At 63.5% G+C, this 21491-nt stretch carries 19 protein-coding genes; 7 read left to right on the top strand and 12 right to left on the bottom strand.

The window, feature by feature from the left end:
• Nucleotides 1-81 precede the first annotated feature (81 nt).
• From ACVOK8_RS15380 to ACVOK8_RS15395, 4 genes are all read right to left on the bottom strand, one after another.
• Nucleotides 82-378, bottom strand: coding sequence for a hypothetical protein (locus tag ACVOK8_RS15380; RefSeq protein WP_481567595.1), 297 nt, complete (start codon nt 376-378; stop codon nt 82-84).
• Nucleotides 379-458: 80 nt separating this feature from the next.
• The gene (locus ACVOK8_RS15385; protein ID WP_481567596.1) at nt 459-1319 is read right to left on the bottom strand and encodes a pseudouridine synthase; all 861 of its coding nucleotides are present in this window, start codon (nt 1317-1319) and stop codon (nt 459-461) included.
• Between the two features lie 25 nt (nt 1320-1344).
• A complete protein-coding gene (locus tag ACVOK8_RS15390; RefSeq protein WP_481513509.1) occupies nt 1345-1842 on the bottom strand; it encodes a hypothetical protein in 498 nt (165 codons plus the stop codon).
• 200 nt (nt 1843-2042) lie between these two features.
• Nucleotides 2043-3146, bottom strand: a complete 1104-nt coding sequence (locus ACVOK8_RS15395) for an OmpA family protein (protein WP_481567598.1) — start codon at nt 3144-3146, stop codon at nt 2043-2045.
• 382 nt (nt 3147-3528) lie between these two features.
• Between ACVOK8_RS15395 and ACVOK8_RS15400 the strand changes: the two genes are divergently transcribed.
• A complete protein-coding gene (locus ACVOK8_RS15400) occupies nt 3529-4554 on the top strand; it encodes a zinc-binding alcohol dehydrogenase family protein (protein ID WP_481567599.1) in 1026 nt (341 codons plus the stop codon).
• A gap of 92 nt (nt 4555-4646) precedes the next feature.
• On the top strand, nt 4647-5264 hold the full coding sequence (yczE, locus tag ACVOK8_RS15405) for a membrane protein YczE (protein WP_481567600.1): 618 nt from the start codon (nt 4647-4649) through the stop codon (nt 5262-5264).
• A 17-nt stretch (nt 5265-5281) separates the two neighbouring features.
• Here yczE and ACVOK8_RS15410 read toward each other — a convergent pair whose 3' ends face one another.
• Entirely contained in the window at nt 5282-7324 is a 2043-nt protein-coding gene (locus ACVOK8_RS15410) for an LTA synthase family protein (protein ID WP_481567601.1), read from the bottom strand.
• Between the two features lie 170 nt (nt 7325-7494).
• On the opposite strand from ACVOK8_RS15410, the gene ACVOK8_RS15415 reads away from it, so the two are divergent.
• The 3 genes from ACVOK8_RS15415 (at nt 7495) to ACVOK8_RS15425 (ending at nt 11198) form a co-directional block, all read left to right on the top strand.
• Entirely contained in the window at nt 7495-9525 is a 2031-nt protein-coding gene (locus ACVOK8_RS15415) for a 2,4-dienoyl-CoA reductase FMN-binding domain-containing protein (RefSeq protein WP_481567602.1), read from the top strand.
• Between the two features lie 493 nt (nt 9526-10018).
• Nucleotides 10019-10477, top strand: a complete 459-nt coding sequence (locus tag ACVOK8_RS15420; RefSeq protein WP_057629626.1) for a cell wall hydrolase — start codon at nt 10019-10021, stop codon at nt 10475-10477.
• Between the two features lie 103 nt (nt 10478-10580).
• On the top strand, nt 10581-11198 hold the full coding sequence (locus ACVOK8_RS15425) for a glutathione S-transferase N-terminal domain-containing protein (protein ID WP_481567603.1): 618 nt from the start codon (nt 10581-10583) through the stop codon (nt 11196-11198).
• A gap of 80 nt (nt 11199-11278) precedes the next feature.
• On the opposite strand, the gene msrA is transcribed toward ACVOK8_RS15425, so the two are convergent.
• Genes msrA through msrB form a run of 3 tightly spaced genes read right to left on the bottom strand, consistent with a single transcriptional unit; the run spans nt 11279 to nt 14321 of the window.
• A complete protein-coding gene (msrA, locus tag ACVOK8_RS15430) occupies nt 11279-12013 on the bottom strand; it encodes a peptide-methionine (S)-S-oxide reductase MsrA (protein ID WP_481567604.1) in 735 nt (244 codons plus the stop codon).
• 16 nt (nt 12014-12029) lie between these two features.
• A complete protein-coding gene (locus ACVOK8_RS15435) occupies nt 12030-13784 on the bottom strand; it encodes a cytochrome c biogenesis protein DipZ (RefSeq protein WP_481567605.1) in 1755 nt (584 codons plus the stop codon).
• A gap of 33 nt (nt 13785-13817) precedes the next feature.
• On the bottom strand, nt 13818-14321 hold the full coding sequence (msrB, locus tag ACVOK8_RS15440) for a peptide-methionine (R)-S-oxide reductase MsrB (protein WP_481567606.1): 504 nt from the start codon (nt 14319-14321) through the stop codon (nt 13818-13820).
• 144 nt (nt 14322-14465) lie between these two features.
• On the opposite strand from msrB, the gene ACVOK8_RS15445 reads away from it, so the two are divergent.
• Nucleotides 14466-15182, top strand: a complete 717-nt coding sequence (locus ACVOK8_RS15445; RefSeq protein WP_481567607.1) for a response regulator transcription factor — start codon at nt 14466-14468, stop codon at nt 15180-15182.
• Nucleotides 15179-16651 (top strand): sensor histidine kinase, encoded by a 1473-nt coding sequence (locus tag ACVOK8_RS15450; RefSeq protein ID WP_481567608.1) that lies wholly within the window; start codon nt 15179-15181, stop codon nt 16649-16651. The genes ACVOK8_RS15445 and ACVOK8_RS15450 overlap by 4 nt, the downstream gene beginning before the upstream one ends.
• Nucleotides 16652-16687: 36 nt before the next feature.
• Here ACVOK8_RS15450 and ACVOK8_RS15455 read toward each other — a convergent pair whose 3' ends face one another.
• The 4 genes from ACVOK8_RS15455 to ACVOK8_RS15470 all read right to left on the bottom strand — a co-directional run bounded on the left by ACVOK8_RS15455 (nt 16688) and on the right by ACVOK8_RS15470 (nt 21370).
• Nucleotides 16688-17749 (bottom strand): suppressor of fused domain protein, encoded by a 1062-nt coding sequence (locus ACVOK8_RS15455; protein WP_481567609.1) that lies wholly within the window; start codon nt 17747-17749, stop codon nt 16688-16690.
• Nucleotides 17750-17850: 101 nt separating this feature from the next.
• Entirely contained in the window at nt 17851-18330 is a 480-nt protein-coding gene (locus ACVOK8_RS15460) for a hypothetical protein (protein ID WP_481567610.1), read from the bottom strand.
• Nucleotides 18331-18472: 142 nt separating this feature from the next.
• Nucleotides 18473-20353, bottom strand: coding sequence for a propionate--CoA ligase (gene prpE / locus ACVOK8_RS15465; RefSeq protein ID WP_481567611.1), 1881 nt, complete (start codon nt 20351-20353; stop codon nt 18473-18475).
• Between the two features lie 381 nt (nt 20354-20734).
• A complete protein-coding gene (locus ACVOK8_RS15470; protein WP_481567612.1) occupies nt 20735-21370 on the bottom strand; it encodes an RluA family pseudouridine synthase in 636 nt (211 codons plus the stop codon).
• Nucleotides 21371-21491 lie beyond the last annotated feature (121 nt).

The raw sequence follows: 21491 nt of genomic DNA on the forward strand, positions 1-21491 counted from the left end.
GCCTGGCCGCACTTTTTCTGTACTTTGTCTCTTGGTTCTCTGTCTGTTGCTGCGTGTGCGCGCCCACTAAAGGTGCTGTTCTTAGTTCTTCTTGGCAGGCGCTGCAGGCGCCGGCACGGCGGCACCCTTTGCGACACGGATGCCATTGGCCTTCATCCAGGCATCGAACTGATCGGCGCTCATCTTCTGCTCGCCCTGCTGCATCATGAAACGGTAATTGCCCAGCGAATCCTTCTCGGCCAGCGGTGCCTCCACCCGCACTTCGATCGGCTTGTCATCGACTTTGGCAGCCTTCTTGCCCGAACTGGCGCAACCGGCCAACACCGCTACCGAAGCCGCCATGAGAACAATGCCAGAGACACGGGAAAAAGCTTGCATGGCAATAACCTCAAGTAATTAGAACCTCAGTCTAATCCACCATCTTAGCTAGTACAGCTATTTGCCTGAATTTATTGAAATTAGTCACTCGCGCTGACATGCGCAGTTTTGCTGGCAGCGTGCAGCGCATTCAGCTCCGCCTGGCTCAACTCCCGCCATTGGCCCTTGCCCAGTTCGCCCAACTGCACCGGCCCTATCGCCACCCGCATCAAACGCAGCACATCCAGCCCCAAAGCCTTGAGCAGGCGCCGGATGTGGCGGTTGCGGCCTTCGTCCAACACCACCTCCAACCACGCGGTACGTTCGCCATGCCGCAGCATCTGCACCGAATGCGCCGCCAGGCGTTCGCCCTCGTCGTCGATGCCTGCGTGCATACGCTCCAACAGCGCCGTATCGGGCACAGCATCTACCTGTACCCGGTAGGTTTTCAATGGGCCGGTACTGGGTTCGGTCAGACGTGCCGCCCACTCCGGATCATTGCTGAAGAACAGCAGGCCTTCGCTGGCTTTGTCCAAGCGCCCGACCGGCGCCATCCACGGCAGGCCAGCACCTTCAAAACACTGGTAGACGGTGTCGCGGCCCTGCTCGTCCTGCACCGTGGTGACAAGGCCACGCGGCTTGTTCAAGGCCAGGTAGAGGCGCCGCGGCGCTGCCAACGGCAAGCCATCCAGCAACACCTGCTGGCGACCGGCAACCACTGGAAACTCCGGGTCACGCACCACCTTGCCATCCACACTGACACGGCCATCGAGCACCCGCCGTGCCGCCTCGGTACGCGAGCACACGCCGGCCTTGGACAGCACCCGCGCCAGACCATGCCGAACCCCGGCTGGGGCAGCCTTGCCAGCGCGCGCGGCGTTGCGGGGCGCAGGCGAAAGCAAACGCCCGCCGGGCGTTGCGCGGCGGGCGTGCGGGGAATACGGAGGCTTGGACGACGCCATCGGGGCTGCGAGCGGCTGTGCCGCCTTACTTGACCTCGGCAGCAGGCTGCGCGGCAGCCGGTGCTGCAGCCGGATCGGTGGCAACCGGACGTGCCTTGACCACGCGCACACCGCGCGCCTTCATCCAGGCATCGAATTCTTCGGCGGTCATGCGCTTGCCGTTCTGGCTCATGTCAAAACGCCACGGCGTGTTGTCGAACTCGGTCTGCGGCTTGTAAGCGGCCGGGTCGTTGGCGTTGATTGCCGGGCGCGCCGGAATGGCGTTGGCCACGTTGTTGCAGCTCTCAACGCGCAGGCGCATCAGCACGCGATCCAGCGACTGCTCATCACCACCAGCCGAGCTCAGCACGCCCGACGGCATGCCCAGCTGGCCCGGGCGCACATACAGCTCCGAGGCCACCGGTGCGATCAGCGAGGTCGCCAGCGGCGCCGGCGTCACTGAACTGGCCGAACAATCCACGGCTGCATGGGCGGCAGGCACAAATGCCAGGGCGACAAGACCAGCCAGAGCGATACGCAGCATTGAATTTCCATTCGGCAAGTTAACGCGGCGAGTGTAGGCAGCGCCCGCAGCGCTTTCAACCGTTAAATGCGCACAAACTGCGATTGCCCGCCGGCGTCACACAATTGCGCTATGAAAAAGTGGCCTGCGTAAAAACAAACAAGGCCCGGCAGATGCCGGGCCTTGTTCTCAAACTGTAGTACTTGAAGCGAAGCGTCCGATTAGTTCTGGACGTTCAGCTCGGTACGACGGTTCTTTGCGCGACCTTCCGGGTTGTCCGAACCATCAGCATTGGTGTTCGGAGCAATCGGACGGCTCTCGCCGTAGCCGATCGGGCCCTGCAGACGAGCAGCCGACACACCATTGGTGGTCAGGTAGTCGTACACAGCCTTGGCGCGACGCTCGGACAGCTTCTGGTTGTAAGCGTCGGTACCCTTCGAGTCGGTGTGACCGGCAACTTCAACGCGCAGATCCGGGTAACGCTTCAGGATCTCGGTGGCTTCGCTCAGGATCGACACGGCGTCCGGACGCAGGGTGGCCTTGTCGAAATCGAAGTTGACACCCTTCAGATCGATCGAGACCGGCACCGGGCAACCGTCCGGACCGATGGTCTGGCCAGGCTGCGAGTTCGGGCACTTGTCGTCGCAGTTGTTGACGCCGTCACCGTCGTCATCCAGATCTGCGCAGCTCGGAGCAACCGGAGCCGGTGCCGGAGCAACAGCAGCGACCGGAGCCGGGCCCAGCGGGATCACGACGCCGACCGAAGCCAGCACGTCGCCGAACCAATCCTGGTTCTTGTTGCCAGCCTGGTTCGGAGCAATGCTCTGGTCGTCGAAGTCAGCACGGTAAGCCAGTTCAGCACGCACAGCGACGCGCTTTTCGAACGTGGTCTGCAGACCAACGCCGACCTTTGCGGCCAGGTTGCCGTCCTTGCGATCCTTCAGCAGGCCACCAGCCTGATACTCTTCTTCAGCCTTCTGGTAGCCCAGGCCTGCGAGCAGGTACGGGTTCCAGCCACGGCCTTCCTGGATGAAGTGGCGACGCAGGTCCAGCGAAACGCCGTACTGCGACCAGTTCTGGTCCTGGTTGTTGTCGAAGTTCGGGTTCTGATAGTTCAGCTCACCGTCCAGCGACCAGTTCGGGCTGATGAACTTGCCCAGACCCAGCGTGGCGAACGGGGCGTCGTTGGTGCCGCGGTCGCCGTCCTGGAAGTTGAAGCCGGCCGAACCGGTCAGGTACCAGCGGTCGTCGAATTCCTGAGCCGAAGCGGCCTGGGCGAAAGCCAGACCACCGAGCAGCGCGGCGGTAAGGATCTTCTTGTTCATGAAATACAGCTCCTTGTTTCGGGGGTATGAAACCGGTAGAGGCATGGTCCAGCACAGCGATATTCTTCGTCGCGTTCAGAGACGGCCGTTTCCTCATGCCATCGCGGTGCACATTATGCGCTCGGCCGTGAAGACGATGTTAACAGGCTCGTAACAAATGGAGCGACCACCAGACCTCTACGTGTCCGGCTTGGCGCAACGTATACAGCTTGATCAAAGGACGCAAGAGCGTGCTATCGCAAGGCTTCCGGGGAAAATGCTGCGACGCAGCTGATTTCTTGTGACAAACCCTTTATTAACAGGGCTTACGCCGCCGGTTACCGCCAGCTGAATCGTTTGCTCGGTATGATGATTTTGCTCCCCCGCTACGGAACTTTTCCGCATGAAAGCAATCGGCCTGACCCACTATCTCCCCATCGATGAACCGGACGCATTACTGGACCTGAACCTGCCTGTCCCGGCTAACCCGCAAGGCCAGGACTTGCTTGTTCAGGTTCACGCGGTTTCTGTTAATCCGGTGGATACCAAACTTCGCGGTCCGAAGCCCGGCGAGGAAAATCCACCACGGGTACTGGGCTTTGATGCCGCCGGCACCGTGGTCGCGGTAGGCCCGGAAGTCACCGCGTTTGAGATCGGCGATGAAGTTTATTACGCCGGGGATGTCACCCGCCCAGGTTGCAACGCGCAGCTGCAGTTGGTGGACGAGCGCTTGGTGGGGCGCAAACCGACCACACTGGACTTCGCCGAAGCCGCGGCATTGCCGCTGACCACACTTACTGCCTGGGAACTGTTGTTCCAGCGCATGCCTTTCCAGCTGGACGGGCGTCGCAATACTGGCAAGACCTTGTTGGTGATTGGCGGTGCCGGTGGTGTCGGCTCGATGGCGATACAGCTTGGCCGTCATGCCGGCTTCACCGTGGTAGCCACCGCCTCCCGCCCGCAAAGCGTGCAATGGTGCGAGCAGATGGGGGCGACCCACGTAATCGATCATCGTCAGCCACTGGCAGCGCAGCTGCAGACGCTGGGCATCAGCAGCGTGGATGCTGCACTCAACCTGGCCAATACCGACCTGTACTGGCAGCAGCTGGGCGAACTGCTGGCGCCGCAAGGCCATGTCGGACTGATCGTCGAGCCAGCCGGCGAACTGCGCATCGGCGATCCCTATAAAGCCAAGTGCATCGGCATCCACTGGGAGTTCATGTTTGCCCGCGCCCGCTTCCGCACCGCCGACATGATCGAACAACACCGCATCCTGACCCGCGCCGCCAGCCTGATCGACGCAGGCGAGCTGCGCACCACCCTCAGTGAGCGGCTGGGCACGATCAACGCAGAAAACCTGCGTCATGCCCACCGTCAGCTGGAAGCTGGCAGCACCATCGGCAAGCTGGCGCTGGAAGGCTGGGACTGAGCTGCACGCCACTGCCCGTTGCGCCACCCTGGTGTGGCGCAACGCCTCTATCTATATGTCTGCGCTGCAGGCAGCACGTTGATCTCCCAACCATGCCCTCCCTGACGTTCGTATCGCGCCTGCTGCAACTGCTGCTGGGCCTGTTCCTGTTTGGTATCGCCTCTTCCTTGATGATCCGTGCCGGCATCGGTATCGCGCCCTGGGATGTATTGAGCCAGGGCATCGCGCTGCGCAGCGGCCTGGGCTTTGGCCTGATCACCAATCTGGTTGGCGTCTGCGTGCTGCTGATGTGGCTGCCGCTACGGCAGAAACCCGGACTTGGCACCGTCCTCAATGTATTGTTGATCGGACCCAGCGCGCAGTTGGGCCTGAATCTGCTGCCGGCCGCGCAGGGCCTGCTGTGGCAACTGCTGCTGTTCGCCGCAGGACTGGTCCTGCTGGCGATCGCCACCGGGCTCTACATTGGTGCGCGCTTTGGGCCCGGCCCGCGCGATGGCCTGATGACCGGCCTGCATGCCCGCACCGGCTGGGCGATCTGGAAGGTGCGTACCTTGATTGAAGCCTGCGCGCTGGCGGTGGGCTGGTGGCTGGGCGGCAACGTCGGCTGGGGCACCTTGGCGTTCGCCTTGCTGATCGGCCCGCTCTGTGGCATCACCCTGCCCTTGTTTGATCGCCAACCGCGGCCAGCGACACCCGCACCCGCAGCCTGACCCCGGCGACTGCGCAGTCAGCGACGACTGCGCACTACCTGCTGACGGATATGCCAGTCGCGCAATGCCACCCACGCCGCGGCCTGCCTTGCCCGCGCCGCGCTGACCGCATCCGGCGCTTCGCCTTGTACCTGCACTTGGCGGGAGTCAATCCAGCGATGCAGGCGTGGTTCTTCCAAGGGGAACAACAAGCCTGCTGGCATATACATGCGGTTGAACTGCGCCAGGGCCTCCCCGCCATTCGGCGCGGGCTGCCAAAGATTGCGGCCGGTCGCGAAGTAGCGCTGCCCCGGTAACGCCAGCTCCACCAAGGTCGGCAGTAGATCACCATGACCGGCAAAAGCGCTGGTATCGGGCATGCTATCGGCCGGCGCGTATGCTGGCGGAACCCGCAGCCAGGCGAAGACGCGGTCCACGTCCACCTGCTCGGCAGGTAGGTCATAGTGGTAATGCGAGCGCAGGTTGTGGTCGCCGGCCATCGCTACAAGGGTTCGCTCGCCCAGCGGTTGCTCGCGCAGCTGCTGTAGAAAGCCGCCAAGCTCATCGGCCTGGTACTGATAGGTGGCGAGCATCCGCCGCAGCTCGGCGGTATCAGTCAGCGCGCGGGGACCCAAGGCAACCGGATCCAATGGATACTGTCGACGTGGCGTATCCAAAAGATGTGGTGGATGGTTGCTGGTGGTCAGCAATACCATGAACACCCGCTCGCCACGGGCATCGGCTTCGCTCAACAAGGTCTGCGCGAAGCGGAACAGCCAGCCGTCATACAATCCCCATTCGGTCCCGGTCGCCTGGGCGAAACGCTGCTTGATATCGCGCGCGTCATACACCCGATCAAACCCTTGATTCGGAAGCGCGGTGCCAATCTCGCGCCAATCGGCGCCGCCACCATAAATGAACACGGTGCGATACCCGGCGCGCCGGAATGGCAGCGCAGCAGACGTATCAAACGCCAGCCGCGCATTCCGGCCCAAGGTCAGCGGCGTGATCGGCGTCCCAAGGATCAGGTTCTCCAGTGTCGGATGGGTGCCGTTCTGGGAGGCAATGAAATTGTCGAAGCGATGCCCGGTAGGCAATTCAGTGCGCAGGCGACCGAGCATGTCGTTGTGCGGGCCATCGGTATAGAGCAGGTCCTGACCGAAAGACTCCAGCAGGCCCAGCACCACATGTGGTGATTGCACCAGAGTGCGTGGTTGGCCAGGGGCCACCGGGAACAGCGCCGCCTGCAGCACCTGTGGATCCGCCGAAGGCAGCCCGGCGAGCTTGGCGGCCCCATCAATATTGGCGAACCCCAGGCCTTGCAGGCCCACCAGCGGATCATTGCTGATATCGGTCTCCTTGGCACGCGTGCGCGCTGCGCGATAAAGCGCCAGCGGCGCATTCAGCACCATGGCATTGACGAAAGGATCGGCCGATACGATCACATCACGCCTTATCAGTGGGAAGCTGCCAACGCTGCCGCGCGCCAGCAGTACCAAGAGCACGCATTGCAGCACCAGCAACAGCGTGCGTGACCACGTCGCCGAACCAGTCGGCCAGCGCAGGGCCAGCCAGTCACCGGTGCGCGGAATGCCCCAGTACAACACGCCCCCTGCCAGCAACAGGCCCAGAGCGCCCCGGACTACTGGATAGTCATCCCATACGGTCTCAAGGATCGCGCCGGTGTCGTCCTCGAACATGCCGAATACGATGGGATCAAAACGCGCTTTATAGAACGCGTAATAGAAGTGCTCACACAGCGACAGCAACGCGAACGTCAGCAACAACGCCAGCAACAGATGCTGCGCGAGCCGTACCGCCGTTTCACGCCTCCCCGCCAGCCACACCGGAAGCGTCAGCAAGCCGACAAGACCAGCGGATACCGCACCGGCCACCAAGTCATAGCGCATCCCCTGCAACATCGCCGGCCATAGCAGCGCAAGGCTGCGCTCGCTGCCAGCATAGTCCCACCACATGAACAGGCGGACCAGGCCTCCAAGCACCACCATGCCCACGACCAGCATCCAGAGCTGGGGGAACAGGCGGGTGACGCGTTTTGCGGGAACAACACTTGAAGGCATTACAGGCATGGAACGTCCACGACAGTCAGTCCGTTGCTGGGCGAGGCGGCGCATTGTAATGAGGCCGTAACCCTTTTGGGATGGACCCGATTTTGATCGGCTCGACCAAGGATTGAGGCCAAGCCCATTGCCAGTCAGAATGGGCCACTCCATACGCAAGCGTATCCAGCATGACGCCAGCCAACGACACCGCCTATCCGCACCTGTTTGCCCCGCTGGATCTGGGCTTTACCCAGCTGCGCAACCGCATCCTGATGGGCTCGATGCATACCGGGCTGGAAGACCATGCCCGCGACTTCCCCAAGTTGGCGGCCTACTTCGGTGAGCGCGCGGCCGGTGGCGCGGCGTTGCTGGTCACCGGTGGCTTCGCACCCAACATGGTTGGTTGGCTGGCGCCGTTCGGCAGCAAGTTGTCCTGGCCGTGGGAAGTCAGCCGCCACCGTCAGGTGACTGCTGCTGTCCACGGCCATGGCGCCAAGATCTGCCTGCAGCTGCTGCATGCCGGCCGCTACGGCTATCACCCGCTGCAGGTGGCGCCGTCCAAGCGCAAGGCGCCGATCAATCCGTTCACCCCGCGTGCGCTGTCGGCCGGCGGCGTTGAGCGGCATATCGGCGACTACGCCCGCGCCGCCAAGTACGCACGTGATGCCGGCTATGACGGCGTCGAGGTGATGGGCTCGGAAGGCTATCTGATCAACGAGTTCATCGCCCCGCGCACCAATGGCCGCAATGACGCCTGGGGCGGCGACCCGGCCAAGCGCATGCGCTTTGCAGTCGAGATCGTCCGCCGCATCCGTGAGGCCTGCGGACCGGACTTCATCATCATCTATAGGCTGTCGTTGGTGGATCTGGTCGAGGACGGCAGCAACTGGCAGGAGATCGTGCAGCAGGCCAAGGCCATCGAGGCGGCCGGTGCGACCTTGCTCAACTCCGGCATTGGCTGGCACGAAGCGCGTATTCCGACCATCGCCACCTCGGTGCCGCGTGCGGCGTTTGCCGGCGTCACCGCCAAGCTCAAACCGCATGTCGGCATTCCGCTGATCGCCACCAACCGCATCAACATGCCTGACGTGGCCGAAGGCATCCTCGCCGTTGGCGGTGCCGACATGGTGTCGCTGGCGCGGCCGCTTCTGGCCGATCCCGAATGGCCGGCCAAGGCCAGGGCCGGCAAGCCCGAGGCCATCAATACCTGCATCGCCTGCAACCAGGCCTGCCTGGATCATGTGTTCCAGCAGAAGCGCGCCAGCTGCCTGGTCAACCCGCGTGCCGCGCGCGAAACCGAGCTGGTCTACCTGCCGACCAGTGCGCCCAAGCGCGTCGCCGTGGTCGGTGCCGGCCCGGCCGGGCTGGCCTGCGCCACCGTCGCCGCCAGCCGCGGCCACAAGGTGACCTTGTTTGATGCGGCCGACGAGATCGGTGGCCAGTTCAATGTGGCCAAACGCATCCCCGGCAAGGAGGAGTTCCACGAGACCCTGCGCTACTTCCGCAACCAGTTGGCCGAAACCGGGGTCGAGGTACGTTTGAATACACGCGCCGATGCCGACGCACTCAACGGCTTCGACGAAGTCGTGGTCGCCACCGGCATCAGCCCGCGCAAGGTCGATTTCCCCGGCGCCGACCACCCAATGGTGGTCAGCTATCTGGATGTGCTGCTGGGCCGGATCAAAGCCGCCGACAAGGTGGCCATCATCGGCGCCGGTGGCATCGGTTTCGACGTCGGTGAGTTCCTGGTCCATGAAGGCCCGTCACCGGCCCTGGACCCGGCCCGCTGGATGGCCGAATGGGGTGTGGACGCCAGCTTTGAGAGCCGTGGTGCGCTGGCCAAGCCGCAGCCCGAAGCCCCGGCCCGCAAGGCCTGGTTGCTGCAGCGCAGCCCCGGCAAGCCCGGTGCCAAGCTCGGCAAGACTACCGGCTGGATCCACCGCGCCACACTCAAGGCCAAGGGCGTGAAGATGCTCGGCGGCGTCGAGTACCTTGGTGTGGACGATGCCGGCCTGCGCATCCGCGTCGACGGGCAGGAGCAGTTGCTGGACGTCGGCACCGTGGTGGTCTGCGCCGGTCAGGAGCCGCGCCGTGAGCTTGCCGACGCCCTGCAGGCCGCCGGCCGCAGCGTTCACATCATTGGTGGCGCAGATGTCGCTGCCGAACTGGATGCCAAGCGGGCAATCGACCAGGGCAGTCGTCTGGCCGCGACACTCTGATTCAGCAGCAAAGCGATTCATTTTTGCTCCCGCCCGGGCACTGCCGATGCGCCCGGGACTGCTCACCTCCCCGAACTGCTTGCCAGCATGCTGGCAAGCGCGCAGGACCGGGAAACATCAGAAAAAGGCCGGAATTTAGAAAAAATCGCGATGCGGATCCCTTTTTCCCGGCGCACCAACATCGCTTGCACTGGCGGCTCCAGACCACCGAAGAAAAGCTGAATGCGCGACCCCGAGCCAGATTTGACCTCGCCAACAAACCTGAATGTCAACAAGCGCCGTTCATGATTAGTTTGGGATTGCACCCCTAACTTGCGCCCACTTCCGCTCACCCACCAGTTCTGGTGAGCAGGCGCAGCCCCCTCCAATCTGATTGAGGGCTGCCCACGGGGCGGCCCCGATGCCAGGCCGCCTCCCCATAACGCCAAGTCGTCGCTGTCAGGTTCCCAGCTGGGAACAGGCAGGCTGCGGCCCATACGGAGCAAGGAGATTTATGAAACTGGCTTGGATTCTTTGGTTGTCGCAGATGTTGCCGCAGCCAGCAGCCGATTCGTTGTGCTTGAGCACTACCGTTTACCTGGAAGCCCGCGACCAGACCCTTCGCGGCCAGCAGGCCGTGGCCGAAGTCGCCCTGCGGCGGTTGGACAGCGGCCTGTGGGGTGACTCGATGTGCCAGGTGGTAACCGCGCGCAAACAGTTCGCCCCGACCCTGGTCGCCCCCGGCACCCAACTGCGCAATAACGACGCCTGGGCTGAAGCCGTGGACGTGGCCTTTGCCGCCGAGCGCAACTGGGCCCTGCCCAATGGCCAGCGCAAGGAGATCGTGCCAGGCGCAAGCCACTTCGCCGCGCACGCCATTGCCAGCCCAAGCTGGCGCAATGCCTACCAGGTGGCAACCATCGGCGGGCATACCTTCTACAAGGTGCAGTCGCTGAAGCCGCGCGCTTCCTGAGCCAGCTGAACGCGTAACGCACTGTCTGTGCCAACCATGGACACACTGCGTTACGCGCTTGTGGCGATAATGCCCGGGTCTTTCAACTCCCGAGGTAGCTCTGATGAAGCTCTATACCAAGCCCGGCGCCTGCTCGCTGGCTGACCATATCGCACTGATCTGGTCCGGCCTGCCGTTCGAGCTGCAGATCGTGGACTACGCCACGATGAAGTCGCCCGAGTACCTGAAGATGAACCCGGCCGGCGCCGTGCCGATGCTGGAAGACGGCGGCTGGATCCTGACCCAGAACGCAGCCATCCTGCATTACATCTGCGACAAGGCCCCGGCTGCCGGCCTGGAAGGCGGCAATGACCCGCGTACGCGTGCCGAGGTCAATCGCTGGCTGTCCTTCGTCAATGCCGACCTGCACCCGACCTACTACCCGATCTTCGGCTCGACCAAGTACCTGGAAGACGAAGCGGTGATCGCCCGCACCCAGGAAAACTCGCGCCAGAAGCTCACTGCCCTGTACCAGCGCATCAATGACCGCCTGGCCGAGGTCGACTGGCTCGGCGGCACCCCGCGCGCGTCGATCGCCGATGCCTACACCTACGTGACCCTGCGCTGGGCACGTGGCCTGAAGCTCGATCTGGCCGGCATGGACGCACTGGACCGCTTCGAGCAGCGCATGCAGGCCGATCCGGCCGTGCAGGCCGCGCTCAAGGCTGAAGGCCTGAGCTGATCCAAGACATAAGCGCTGAACAAACACGGGCCGCCGGTTGCATGACCGGCGGCCCGTTGCGTTTGTAGCGCTCCACCCCGCTATCGCGCCGACAAGGTCATCACCAGCCGCGGACGCTCGCGATACAGCGCCGGATACTGCTGCTTCAACGCGGCAACCTTGGGCAGGTCGTTGATACGGATATAAGCCGACTCAGGATGCAGCGTCAGATAGTTCTGGTGATAGCCCTCGGCCGCGTGAAACACCTTGCCGCCGTCCACCTGGGTGACCAGCGGCGCGGCGAACAGCTTGCTGCGCTGCAGCTGCGCGATATAGGCACGCGCCGCATCACGCTGCGCGGCGTCATCGGCATAGATGGCCGAGCGGTACTGGCTGCCGTGGTCCGGCCCCTGTCGGTTGAGCTGGGTCGGATCGTGCACCACCGAGAAGAACACCTGCATCAACTGCCCGTAGCTGACCTGCGAGGGGTCGTAGCTGACCTGCACGGCTTCGGCATGGCCACTGCCGCCACTGCTCACCCGCGTATAGGTGGCATCGGCAGCACTGCCACCGATGTAGCCTGACACCGCGTTGTCCACGCCGGTGATGTGCTGGAATACGCCCTGCACGCCCCAGAAGCAGCCACCGGCAAACACCACCCGCGCTTGTTTGACGCCGGTCTGGTGAAGGTCAGCAGCGCCAGCAGGGGCTGGCAACTTGACCGACACCGGCGCTGCCTGCGCCGTGCGATCCAGGGTGAACACTGCTGCCATCAGCAATCCGGCAACCACCGCCGCAATGCTGCCGGCGATGAACTTGTCCGTGGCGATCTTCATCACGTATCTCCTCCAATCAACCGAAAGTGAAGGCATAGGCGCGCACGCCAGGATCGAGGAACTCGATCTCGAAGGTGCGGTCGCGCACCTCGCCGTTCTGGCGGATCAACTGATACAGGCGGTTCTGATCCACTGCGCCCTCGCCCTGCGCTGATACATCGCTACCGGCCGCTGCCTGCGGTGGCTGGCCATCGATGCGCACGCGGAAACGCACCGGCCGCATCGGGTCCTGTGGCGCCAGCACCAGATGCAGGTCGCGGGCATGGAAGCGGAATGCGATACGGCCACCGGCCTGTTCCAGCTGCGCGTCTTCCTCGCCGATGCGCCACTGCCCGCCCAGCGCCCATTGGTTGAGCTGCAACTGCATCGGCACGGTGTATTCGCTGACCTGCCCGGCGTGCATGCCGCCCGGCGAGGCGAAGTGCTCGGCGCGGCCATGGCCGATATAGGTTTCCGGCGACTTCAGACTGCTCATGTCGGCTTGACGCTCGACGCCGCTGCTTGCCATCCGCATTGCCGGCGCCATGTCACCCGGCAAGCTGTTGCCGGCCTCGCGCAGCAGTTGGCGGATGATCTGCTCGGACTGCTCGTAATTGCCTTCGCCAAAGTGATGGGCGCGGATGCGTCCCTGCGCATCGATGAAGTAATGCGCCGGCCAGTACTTGTTGTTGAATCCGCGCCAGATCGCGAAATCATTGTCGATGGCGACCGGGTAAGTGACCTTCAGATCAGCAACCGCGCGCTGCACATTGCGAAGGTCGCGCTCAAAGGCGAACTCCGGCGCATGTACGCCGATCACCACCAGCCCGTGATCCTTGTAGCGCTCGGCCCAGTCGCGCACATAGGGCATGGTACGCAGGCAGTTGATGCAGGAGTAGGTCCAGAAATCGACCAGCACCACCTTGCCGCGCAGTTGCTGCGCATCCAGCGGCGGGCTGTTGAGCCAACCGGTGGCACCGGCCAATGATGGCAGCGCGCCTTCCACCGGCAGGCTGGTATCGCCCTTGGCATCGCCGGCCATCATCATCATCGCCGGGCCTGCAGCAGGTTGTTGTGCAGGCAGCGCATCCAGAAGCTTCTGTTCCAACCTGGCCGTGCTGACCGTGGACAACCGCGTCAGCAGGCCGGTGTCCCAACCCATCGCGATGGCCAGCACCGCCAGCAAGGCAGCAACGCCCAGACCGCGGCGGATCCATTCGCCCACGCCCAAGCGCCGCTTCAAGGCGGTGAACACGCGCCCGCCTATCCACACCGCCAGTGCAAGCGAGGTCGCTGCACCCAGTGCATAGGCCAGCAGCAAGCCGGTAGTGCCGACATTTGCCCCCTGCAGCGCCGCGCCGGTCAGGATAAGGCCAAGGATCGGCCCTGCGCACGGCGCCCACAGCAGGCCGGTGGCCACGCCGATCAGCAAGGAGCTGAGCACGCCCCCCTGCCCCGCATCGGCGGCTGCGCCCAGACGCGCGCCCAGGCGCTGCAACGGCGCCAGCAGGCGATCCGCCAGCGCCGGCCACAGCAGCGCGACGGCGAACAGCGCCATCACCACCAGCGCGATCCAGCGCCCGATCTGGTTTGCCTGCACCACCCACTGACTGCCCACCGCGGCCAGACTGGCGACCACCGCGAACATCAGCGCCATGCCGACCAGCAGCGGCAGCCCACTACGCAGGAATGGCCGGTCAGCGCGCGCGAATACGAAGGGCAGCACCGGCAGGATGCAGGGGCTAAGCAGGGTAAGTACGCCGCCGAGATAGGCCAGTACCAACAGGAACATGGAAGCATCCTTCTTGAATATGGGAAGCGGCGTTCAGGCCGCGACGAACTGCAGGGCCACACCATTCATGCAGTAACGCAGGCCGGTCGGGCGTGGGCCGTCCTCGAACACATGGCCCAGATGGCCGCCACAGCGCCGGCAATGCACCGCAACCCGGGTCATGCCGTAGGTGGTGTCGCGCTCCTCTCCCACCGCGCCATGCAGCGGCGCCCAGAAGCTGGGCCAGCCGGTACCGCTGTCGAATTTGGTGGCCGAGGAAAACAGTGGCAACGCACAACCGACACAGTTGAAGGTGCCGCGCCGGTGCTCGTTGTTGAGCGGACTGGTGAAGGCCCGCTCGGTGCCTTGCTGGCGCAGCACCGCGTATTGCGCGGGGCTGAGCTGCTGACGCCATTGGGCATCGCTGCGCATCACCTCGAACACGGCACCGCGTGCAGGTGCTGCCGGCGCCGGGCCATTGCAGGCGGTCAGGCCCAGCACACCAGCGGCGGCAGCCATGCCGCCGATACCAAGCAGTTTGCGACGGGTGAGCGACATGGGCGTTCTCCAGCCAGGGGCGATGTCGCCATGCTGCGCCCGGGCAGGTCAACGAATCCTCACGCAGAGTTAAATTCTTCGTGACACATCGGCGCGCCTGTCCAAGCACAATGCCAGCCACCCCTAAAGCGGCCGCAGGCGTCGATGAGCAGCAAACGCATCCTGATCGTCGAAGACGATGTCCATATCGCCAATCTGCTGCGCATGCATCTACGTGACGAAGGCTATGACGTCACCCATGCGGCCAGCGGCGATGAAGGCGTGCGCCTGCTGGAAAGTGGGCAATGGGACGCGCTGGTGCTGGACCTGATGCTGCCCGGCGTGGACGGTCTGGAAATCTGCCGCCGCGCCCGCGCAATGACCCGCTACACCCCGATCATCATCACCAGCGCGCGCGCCAGCGAACTGCATCGCATCCTCGGCCTTGAGCTGGGCGCAGACGACTACCTGGCCAAACCGTTTTCGATGCTGGAGCTGGTAGCGCGGGTGAAGGCCCTGCTGCGTCGGGTCGAGGCGATGGCACAGAACGCGCGTATCGATGCCGGCGCGATCGAAGTAGCCGGCCTCCGCATCGATCCGGTCGCGCGCAGCGCGCAGGTTGAAGCGCGCCCGCTGGAACTCACCCCGCGCGAATTCGACCTGCTGTATTTCTTCGCCCGCCACCCCGACAAGGTGTATTCGCGGATGGAGCTGCTCAACCAGGTCTGGGGCCATCAGCATGATGGCTACGAACACACCGTCAACACCCACATCAACCGCCTGCGCAACAAGATCGAGCACGACCCGGCAGCACCGAAACGCATTCTCACGGTATGGGGACGTGGCTACAAACTGGCGAGCGACGAAGGGAGGACGGCATGAATCGACTGACGCTTTCGCAGCGCCTGACACTGGTGTTCTGTGCGCTGCTGTTGATCTGCTGTGGCGCGCTGGCATGGATACAGATGCGCAGCAACCGCATGCACGAGCAGGAAACCGTGCAGCGCCTGTCACGCGGTCTGGCCGAGCACATCGCCCGCAGCGGTGAGTTGATGGATGCACGCGGCATCCGCGATGGCGAAGTGCGTGCACTGTTCGGCAAGCTGATGTCGGTCAATCCCAGCGTCGAGGTCTATCTGCTGGATGACGAGGGCCGCATCCTCGGCCATGACGCGCCGGAAGGCCACCTCAAGCGGGACCGCGTTGACCTGGCACCGGTGCAGGCACTGCTCAACGGCGAAAAACTGCCGATCTTCGGCGATGACCCGCGTAGCAGCAGCGGCCGCAAGGTATTCAATGCTGCGCCACTGCGGGTGCAGGGCCGACAGGTCGGCTACATCTATGTGGTGCTGGTTGGCGAACAACGTGAAGCGCTGGCCGCGGACATCGCTGCCAATGCCAACCTGCGTACCACGCTATGGTCGTTGGCGATCGTCGCGGTGATCGGGCTGCTGGCTGGGGTGATCGCGTTCCGCTGGGTGACCCGGCCACTACGCCAACTGACACGTCGCATCCAGTCCTTCGATATCGACAGCGCGGACCCGCGCCTGCCCTTGCCCCCCACACCGCTGCGTGCCGGCGAGCGTGATGAACTGAGCATCCTGCAGCACAGCTTTGCCCATCTCAGCCAACGCGTGGGCGAGCAATGGCAGCAGCTGCGGCAGCAGGACCTGCAGCGTCGCGAACTGGTCGCCAACCTGTCGCATGACCTGCGCACACCGCTGTCGTCTTTGCATGGCTATCTGGAAACCCTGGCCCTCAAGGACGCCAGCCTCAGCGCCGAGGAGCGCCAGCGCTACTTGGGCATCGCCCTGTCGCAGAGCCACAAGGTTGGTCGGCTTGCACAGGCTTTGTTCGAGCTGGCGCGACTGGAACACGGCGGCGTAGTACTGGAACTGCAAGCATTCTCGCTGCCGGATCTTGTCCAGGACGTATTCCAGAAATTCGAACTGGCCGCACAGTCGCGCCAGCAGCAGCTTGAAGCAGTGATTCCCGCCGGCCTGCCGCCGGTGGAAGCCGACCTCGGCCTGATCGAGCGGGTGCTGACCAACCTGCTCGACAACGCGATCCGGCATACACCGGCTGGCGGGCGCATCACGGTGGCATTGCGCGCGCTCGATGGCGATGTGCTGGTCCGTGTCACCGATACCGGCCCGGGTATTCCGTCAGCGCGTCGCGATCACCTGTTCAGCACGCTACCGGCGCTGGGCAGCCAGCGTCCGGACAGCGGCGGCCTGGGCTTGTTGATCGTGCACCGCATCCTGCAGCTGCATCACCGCCAGATCCGTCTGCTGGATAGCGACGAAGGCGCAGCCTTCGAGTTCTCCCTGCCAGTGGCACGTCACCGCTAACGCCACTGCGCAATGAGTGCCGCAACGACCGCGGGATCAACCGATCTCGCGGATCACCCCACCCTGCCCATCACGCAGCAAGGTCGGCCTTACTTCGATCTGCAGCTTGCCACCGGGCAGCGGATACAGACCGCGCTCGGCACGCACGCTGTCCAGCATCGCCTGCAGGCTGGCATCGGACAGCACACAGCGCGCGCTGTCGCCATCGCTTTGCACATCGTCGATCAGGCCAGGCTCAAACCGCCATTGACGGTCCTTGCCAAGCACCACCAGCGGCTTGTCGTGATGCAGCCGCAGCGGCAGCAGCTCGAGCACGCTGGCAACCTGCCCGGCTCCCAGCACCAACGTGGTGGTTGCGTCTTCAACTGACCACTCCAACGTTTCCACGAACAACATGCCGGTGCTCGATCCTTCGCGCTGGCTGCCCGCTTCCAGCTGCGCGGCGATGCCAGGATCAGCCAACAGGGAGTCGCGCTCAAGTTCGGTTATCCACAAGGGCATTGCCGGCTCCAGCACGGCCAGCACGCCGAGCGTGGACCAGCGTTTGATCGCCGCCATCTCGTCGTCGGTCACACCTACCAGCTGCAGGAAGTTCAGACGGCCGTTGGCGGTGTCGATCGCCGGCAGCTGCGGATCAGCGACAAAGGCAAGGTGCCGCAGCTTGGTATCGGTATCCAGCGCGATTGGACCATTGGCATCGAGATGGTGACCTGCTTCGAACACATTGCCGCTGTTGAAGACGTAGCGCGCAAGGTTCTGCATCAGGTTCATCGGCCACGCCGGCGGCTCGCCGCTTTTGCCGTCACCTGCCTGTGCAGCAAGACGGAACGTCAGCTCGAAACCGAAACCGCTCTCCTGTGGGTCATCGCTCTGCTTGTCGTACAGCTCGGAAAAGCCGTAGCTGACGTAATGCCAATGCGGGCGCGGCGACTCGCTCCAATAGACGCTGATGCCGTCCAGCGGATCGTTGCCGCCCAGCGTATGCGACAGCAGGGTGCCGAAATGCCGCGGCTCCTGCCCCGGGTATAGCGCAGCCATTGCCGCGTTGATCGCATCCCAGCCCGCAGTGCTGATGTCGCCGCTGTTTTCCTGTGCCATGCAGGGCACTCCCATGATGAACCTGCCACCATGATAGTGCCCATGCATCACGGCGGCGGTCCGCCGCTACAGGCGCATCGCAAGCCGCGGCCAGTAGTCAGTCAGCCAACTACCAGTGCGCGCGTTTCTTCCAACCAGCGGCTGGCAAATGCCGGACTCTTGGCCTTGCCCAGCGCCGTAGCCAGTTCCGGCCACAATTGCTCCAGGCTGACCGCGGTCTTGCTGCGATCAATCTTCAGCTGGATCAGGTAGCCCTTCAGGCCCAGATGCTTGCGCACCGACTCGGCCATCCAGTCACGCAGCTGCTGGTAGCGCAGCGGGTCGTCACCGAGCTGGGTGGTCACCGGCAATACCGGTGCCTTGTCAGCACTGCCGGCAACCGCGTCGATCAATTCCAGTGCAGTCAACTGCTGCAACACGTCATCCGGCGCGCGCAAGCCCTGCGCCATCTGCTGCAGTTCGCGCGCATCGCGCTGCCCGTCGACCAGCAGCAGCACCGAGCGCAATGCCGGTGCCAGCTTCAAACCACGGTTCTCGATCTCCAGGCGGCCAGCGGCCGTCTTGGCATAGATGAATGGCATTCCCCCTCCCTCTTTTGTGCATCGCAATACGGTACGCGCGCATCTTTCAGAAGCCCCCGCTCCCGAACATGCAGCTGCATCTACCCGCGTACCGCCCCCTTGCGATCACCGCCGCACAGCGGCTTTTCAGCCCAACTGCACGCTATTTCCCCAGCGCGCGGCGGATTTCCTCCAGTGCGCCCGGGTCGTCGAGTGTCGACAGATCGCCCGGGTCACGCCGTTCCGCCAATGCCTGCAATGAACGCCTAAGCAGCTTACCCGAACGGGTCTTGGGAAGCGCATTGACGATATGTACCTGCGCCGGCCGCGCCACCGCGCCCAGCGAAGCTGTGACCTGCTGCATCATTTCCGCAACCAGCTGTTCGCCATCGTCGTCGGACTTGGCTTGCTTCAAGGTAACGAAGACCAGCGGCACCTGCCCCTTCAGTTCGTCATGCACCCCGATCACCGCCGCCTCGGCAACGCGCGGATGCGCGGAGATGGCCTCCTCGATCTCGCGTGTACCCAAGCGGTGCCCGGCGACGTTGATCACATCATCGGTGCGGCCAAGGATGAAGGTGTAGCCGTCTTCGTCGCGGATGGCCCAGTCCAGGGAGCTGTACAGCAGCTCCTTGAAATGACCGAAGTAGCTCTTCAGGAAACGCTCGTCATCGTTCCAGATCGTGCTCATGCAGCCCGGCGGCAGCGGCGGCTGGATCACCAACACGCCCTTCTGCCCGGGTGGCACTTCCGCGCCGCTCTGCTCATCGATGACCTTCATTTTGTAGCCAAGATTGGGAAAGCCCGGTGAGCCGAACTTCACCGGCTTCATATCCAGACCCGGCAACAAGGTCAATGCCGGCCAACCGGTTTCAGTCTGCCAGTAATTGTCGATGACCGGTTTGTGCAGCGCGCCGGTGATCCACTTCGCGGTCGGCTCATCCAGCGGCTCACCTGCAAGGAACAGGTACTTCAGCTCGGACAGGTCGTGTCGATCGATGAAATCAACGTCGTGTTTTTTCAGCACGCGGATCGCGGTTGGTGAGGAGAACATCGTACGCACGCCATACTGCTCGCACAGCGCCCACCAGATTCCGGCATCCGGATTGATTGGCAGGCCTTCGTACAACAGCGAGGTGCAGCCGCCAATCAACGGACCATAGACGTTGTAGGAATGGCCCACCGCCCAGCCGACATCGGAGGTGGAGAACATCACCTGCCCCGGCGCGCAGTCAAACACCGTGCGCATAGACTGCGCCATCGCCACCGCATAGCCACCGACATCGCGTTGCACGCCCTTGGGCTTGCCGGTGGTACCGGAGGTGTACAGCAGATAGCTGGGCTCGTTCGACTCCAACCACTGCACCGGCACCTCGACATCACCGACCTGCGCGCGCAGCTGTGCATAGTCTTCGTCGCGACCAGCGATGCGCGGTTCGGCCGCATCCAGACCACGCGAGACGATCAACACTTTCGGCGGTGGCGTATTCGCTTCGGCGCAGGCGGCATCCACCATCGCCTTGTACGGAATGACCTTGCCACCGCGCATGCCTGCATCGGCCGCGATCAGCAGTTTTGGTTTTGCATCGTCGATGCGCAGCGCCAGGTTGTGCGCGGCGAAACCACCGAAGACGACGGAATGCACCGCACCTATGCGTGCGCAGGCCAGCATCGCGAACACCGCCTCGGCCATGTTCGGCATGTAGATGACGACGCGATCACCGCGGCCGACATCGAGCTTGAGCAGCACCGCGGCGAAGGCATTCACTTCGCGATGGAGATCGCGGTAAGTGAGCTCGCGGGTGACGTTGGTTTCGGTGGAAATGGCAACCAACGCAAGCTGGTCAGCGCGCTCGACCAGATGCCGGTCCACCGCGTTGTAGCAGAGGTTGGTTTCGCCACCGACAAACCAGCGCCGAAAGGGTGGATTGGAGTAGTCCAGGATCTGCTGCGGCGGCCGATGCCAGTGGATCGCCTTGGCTTCTTCGGCCCAGAAAGCCTCGGGTTCTTCAATGGAACGGCGGTAGATCTGCTCGTACTGCACGACACCCTCCGGCAACTGTCTGGCTGTATGCCGAGCATAGTCCGGAGGATCGCTTGGACTCCTTGCGACGATGGTCTTAAGACCAAAGGCTTGGAGGCTGAAATTTCGGGACTATGGGCCTTGGGCTACGAGCCAAAAGCTAAAAGCTTGCCCTCACCCCAACCCCTCTCCCGCACGCGGGAGAGGGGCTAATGCACTAGCAGTCGAAGCTATCCGACCCCCTCTCCCGCACGCGGGAGAGGGGCTAATGCACTAGCAGTCGAAGCTATCCGACCCCCTCTCCCGCACGCGGGAGAGGGGCTAATGCACTAGCAGCCGAAGCTATCCGAGCCCCTCTCCCGCACGCGGGAGAGGGGTTGGGGTGAGGGCAAGCCTTTGACGTTAGAAAGGGCACTCAGAAACGAACTCCAACGCCACCCCAGTCAGCGGATGCACAAACCCCAAGCGTCGCGCATGCAGGCACACCCGCAGCGCAGGCTGCGCGTCATACATCACATCGCCCACGATCGGATGGCCAATGCTGGCCAGGTGCAGCCGCAGTTGATGGCTACGCCCGGTCACCGGCTCCAGTTCAACCCTCGTGGTCTGCGCAGCCACATCACGCGCCAAAACCCGCCAACGCGTCAGCGACGGCTTGCCCAGCTCAAAGCTCACCATCTGCTTTGGCCGGTTCGGCCAATCACAGATCAGCGGCAGATCAATCTCGCCGGATTCACCCTCGACCAGGCCCTGCACCAGCGCTTCGTAGCGCTTGCTGACCTGGCGCTGCTCAAACTGCTTGGACAAGGCAATCTGCACCGCCTTGCCACGTGCATACAGCATCAAGCCAGAGGTCACCTGGTCCAGCCGATGCACAGTCAGCGCATCCGGAAACTCCAGCTGCAAACGCGAGATAACGCAGTCCTGGTTTTCCGGCAGGCGCCCGGGCACGGATAGCAGCCCGGCCGGCTTCTCGACGACCAGCAACGCGTCCTCGGTACAGTGCAGCACCAACTCCCGCGAAGCACTTTTCGTCAACCTGCATCTCCTCTCACATAAAAATGCACCCGCTACCAATGCCATGCAGTCCCTTCTGGTTTGCATGAAAACGCCGGGCAATGCCCGGCGCTTTCATCTGGTCCAACCAGTCCGGACGCCC

It is taken from the genome of Stenotrophomonas sp. STEN083 (assembly GCF_056759195.1).

What these genes read in the sequence shown, in the direction of transcription:
- ACVOK8_RS15380 (WP_481567595.1), bottom strand. Translation starts at nt 378, where the DNA reads ATGCAAGCTTTTTCCCGTGTCTCTGGCATTGTTCTCATGGCGGCTTCG.
- ACVOK8_RS15385 (WP_481567596.1), bottom strand. Translation starts at nt 1,319, where the DNA reads ATGGCGTCGTCCAAGCCTCCGTATTCCCCGCACGCCCGCCGCGCAACG.
- ACVOK8_RS15390 (WP_481513509.1), bottom strand. Translation starts at nt 1,842, where the DNA reads ATGCTGCGTATCGCTCTGGCTGGTCTTGTCGCCCTGGCATTTGTGCCT.
- ACVOK8_RS15395 (WP_481567598.1), bottom strand. Translation starts at nt 3,146, where the DNA reads ATGAACAAGAAGATCCTTACCGCCGCGCTGCTCGGTGGTCTGGCTTTC.
- ACVOK8_RS15400 (WP_481567599.1), top strand. Translation starts at nt 3,529, where the DNA reads ATGAAAGCAATCGGCCTGACCCACTATCTCCCCATCGATGAACCGGAC.
- yczE (WP_481567600.1), top strand. Translation starts at nt 4,647, where the DNA reads ATGCCCTCCCTGACGTTCGTATCGCGCCTGCTGCAACTGCTGCTGGGC.
- ACVOK8_RS15410 (WP_481567601.1), bottom strand. Translation starts at nt 7,324, where the DNA reads ATGCCTTCAAGTGTTGTTCCCGCAAAACGCGTCACCCGCCTGTTCCCC.
- ACVOK8_RS15415 (WP_481567602.1), top strand. Translation starts at nt 7,495, where the DNA reads ATGACGCCAGCCAACGACACCGCCTATCCGCACCTGTTTGCCCCGCTG.
- ACVOK8_RS15420 (WP_057629626.1), top strand. Translation starts at nt 10,019, where the DNA reads ATGAAACTGGCTTGGATTCTTTGGTTGTCGCAGATGTTGCCGCAGCCA.
- ACVOK8_RS15425 (WP_481567603.1), top strand. Translation starts at nt 10,581, where the DNA reads ATGAAGCTCTATACCAAGCCCGGCGCCTGCTCGCTGGCTGACCATATC.
- msrA (WP_481567604.1), bottom strand. Translation starts at nt 12,013, where the DNA reads ATGAAGATCGCCACGGACAAGTTCATCGCCGGCAGCATTGCGGCGGTG.
- ACVOK8_RS15435 (WP_481567605.1), bottom strand. Translation starts at nt 13,784, where the DNA reads ATGTTCCTGTTGGTACTGGCCTATCTCGGCGGCGTACTTACCCTGCTT.
- msrB (WP_481567606.1), bottom strand. Translation starts at nt 14,321, where the DNA reads ATGTCGCTCACCCGTCGCAAACTGCTTGGTATCGGCGGCATGGCTGCC.
- ACVOK8_RS15445 (WP_481567607.1), top strand. Translation starts at nt 14,466, where the DNA reads ATGAGCAGCAAACGCATCCTGATCGTCGAAGACGATGTCCATATCGCC.
- ACVOK8_RS15450 (WP_481567608.1), top strand. Translation starts at nt 15,179, where the DNA reads ATGAATCGACTGACGCTTTCGCAGCGCCTGACACTGGTGTTCTGTGCG.
- ACVOK8_RS15455 (WP_481567609.1), bottom strand. Translation starts at nt 17,749, where the DNA reads ATGGCACAGGAAAACAGCGGCGACATCAGCACTGCGGGCTGGGATGCG.
- ACVOK8_RS15460 (WP_481567610.1), bottom strand. Translation starts at nt 18,330, where the DNA reads ATGCCATTCATCTATGCCAAGACGGCCGCTGGCCGCCTGGAGATCGAG.